At 66.5% G+C, this 2,698-nt stretch carries 4 protein-coding genes; all 4 read left to right on the top strand.

Going from position 1 to position 2,698, the window contains the following annotated elements; genetic code table 11:
• Nucleotides 1–1,725: phage major capsid protein (locus tag BGN95_RS03540; protein WP_286771626.1), on the top strand; the 1,725-nt coding region annotated here is incomplete at its 5' end.
• A 60-nt stretch (nt 1,726–1,785) separates the two neighbouring features.
• Entirely contained in the window at nt 1,786–2,115 is a 330-nt protein-coding gene (locus BGN95_RS03545) for a DUF2190 family protein (protein WP_286771627.1), read from the top strand.
• A 26-nt stretch (nt 2,116–2,141) separates the two neighbouring features.
• Complete coding sequence (locus BGN95_RS03550) at nt 2,142–2,450, top strand: hypothetical protein (RefSeq protein ID WP_286771628.1); 309 nt, start codon at nt 2,142–2,144, stop codon at nt 2,448–2,450.
• Nucleotides 2,451–2,506: 56 nt separating this feature from the next.
• Nucleotides 2,507–2,677 carry a hypothetical protein gene (locus tag BGN95_RS03555; protein WP_286771629.1) on the top strand — a complete coding sequence of 57 codons (171 nt, stop codon included), beginning with the start codon at nt 2,507–2,509 and terminating at the stop codon, nt 2,675–2,677.
• Nucleotides 2,678–2,698: the final 21 nt, after the last annotated feature.

Raw genomic sequence — 2,698 nt, forward strand, 5'->3', positions numbered from 1 at the left:
GACCGGCTCGACATGCTGCAAGACCAGCTCGTCAACATCTACGCCCAGCGCACCGGCATGACGCCGGAAGAGCTGAACCCGCTCCTCGACGCCGAAACATGGATGACGGCGCAGGAAGCGTTGGAGATGAATTTCGTCGACACGATCGCGGGCGCATCCACCGCGACCAACATGCTCGACGCCTCAAGGTTCGGGTTCCGCAAGGTCCCCGCGCACCCGCTCATCGCGAACGCGGCGAGCAAACCGGCGCCTGCCGCCGTCATCACTCCACAGGAGATTGTAATGGAAGACGACGTTCCGGCGCCGACCCCGACGCCGACCCCCGCGCCCACGCCGACCCCGGCCCCTGCGCCCGCTCCGGCCCCTGCGCCGACTCCCGCTCCGGCTCCGGCCCCTGCGCCGCAGCCGACCAACGTCGGCGATGCCGTCTCGGCGGCGCTTGCCGCGGAGCGCGCTCGCGCCGCGACGATCCGCAACGAGGCGACCCGCGCCGGCCTCACCCGCGAGTTCGCGGATGGCCTCGTCGACGAGGGCGTGACCGTCGATACCGCGCGCGAGCGTATCATCGACCATATCGCCACCAATGCGCCGAACATCACGAACTATCGGCCGGCGACCATTCCGGTGGCGCAGTTCGAAGCGCGCGCCGAGGCGATGAGCCTGGCGATCGCCCACCGCGCGAACCCGCGCAATCAGCTGACCGACGACGCGCGCGGCTTCGCGGGCCGTCGCCTGATCGTGCTCGCGCGCGACTTCATGGAGGCGACCGGCGTCAGCACGCGGAACATGACCGACGTGCAGGTCGCGATGGAGGTTTTCCGCCATCGCGCGCCCCGCAACGCCGGCCAGATGACGACCTCCGATTTCCCGGCGGTGCTCGGGAATACGGTCGGCCGCACCCTGCGCCGCGGGTACGATCTCGCGCCGCGCACCTTCCAGTCGTTCTGTCGGCAGACCTCGGTCCCCGACTTCCGACCGGTCTCGCGCGTTGCTCTGTCCGACATCTCGCCGATGAAGCAGGTGCTGGAGAGCGCCGAGTACGAATACGCGACCGTCGGCGATTCGGCGGAGCAGTATGCCGTCGGCAAGTGGGGCCAGATCATCCCGATTTCGTGGGAAACGATCATCAACGATGACTTGAGCGCGTTCGACCGCATCCCGATGGCGATGGGTCAGGAAGCCGCCCAGGTCGAGGGCGATGTCGTCTACGCGATCATGCTGAGCAACCCCCTGATGGCGGACGGCATCACGCTGTTCCACGCCAGCCACGGGAACCTCGCCGCTGCCGGCACCGTGATCGGGATCGATCAGCTGTCGGCTGGTCGCACCGCGATGCGCACCCAGAAGGCGCCCAAGGGCCGCTTCACCTCGGCCACCCCGGCGACGTTGGTGGTCGGTCCGCTGCGCGAGCAGCAGGCCAATCAGTATACCTCGCCGAACTTCACGGCCAATCAGGCGGGTAACATCAACCCGGAATACAACCGGTCGCTGTCCGTCACGGTGGAACCGCGCATCGGCGATTACAGCTGGTTCCTTGCGGCCGATCCGAATGCGCAGCCGATCGACACGATCGAATATGCGTATCTCGCCGGTCACGAGGGTGTGCAGATCGAGCAGCGGCAGGGCTTCGAAATCGACGGGATGGAAGTCAAAGCCCGCCTCGTCTTCGGCGCCAAGGCGATCGACTGGCGCGCCCTCTACAAGAACCCCGGCTCCGCGACCTGATCGGTCGATCGGGCGGCCGGAGCCCCGGTCGCCCGCCTTTCGTTCATCTGGAGAAATCCCATGCTGAATTATCTCGGCGAAGGCGACACGCTCGTCCTTACCGCTCCGGCCGCTGTCGCCTCTGGTGCCGGCGCCCTTATTGGAAACACCTTCGGCGTCGCAAAAACCGCGATTGCCTCGGGCGCCAAGGGCCCCTTCCTCATCGAAGGCAAGGTGTCCCTCCCCAAGGATGCCAACGCGATCGGCGAAGGTGTGAAGGTCTATTGGGACAACACCGCCAAGGTCGTCACCGCCACCGCCACCAGCAACACCTTGATCGGGGTTTCCATCCTCGCGCGGCTTGCTGGCGACACCACGGCTCAGGTCCGTCTCAACGGCGCGTTCGTCTGATCGCAGCCTGAATAAGGAGACACCCTATGCGTTATATTCTTCTCTTGAGCGCCGCCTTCGCGAACGGCGGCGCATTTATCGAGGCGGGCGAGACCGTACCGGTGAGCGATGACAAGCGCGCCATTACCGATGAGCGCGCCGAGGACATCGTTGAAGCGGGTCGCGGCGAGTTCCGCGAGGGCGACGATGATGACGAACTCGATGCCGGCGACGGGCTCGACGCCATGAAGGTCGCCGACCTCAAGAAGCTGGCCGACGAGGAAGCCGTCGATCTCGGCACCGCGGCCAAGAAGGATGAGATCGTCGCTGCGATCCGGGCGGCCCGCGAAGCCTGATCGTTGACCTGGTGGGCGCTGCGCGTGCGGCGCCCACGCACCTTCGGGGAAATATCATGAAGCATATCCACCTGAACGGCGCCGCCGTTCGGAACAGCGGCCATTATGTCGATGCGGGCCACACCGTCCCGGTCGGCGATGGCCCCGATCACATCGACGCCAAGCGCGCGAAAGATCTGGTCGATACCGGCCGTGCTGCGCCGGCCGACGGCAAGGCCGCGGCCTGATCATGGATCCGGCGCTCGCCG

The organism is Sphingomonas sp. 66-10, assembly GCF_001897045.1.
Taxonomy (GTDB): Bacteria; Pseudomonadota; Alphaproteobacteria; order Sphingomonadales; family Sphingomonadaceae; genus Sphingomonas; species Sphingomonas lycopersici.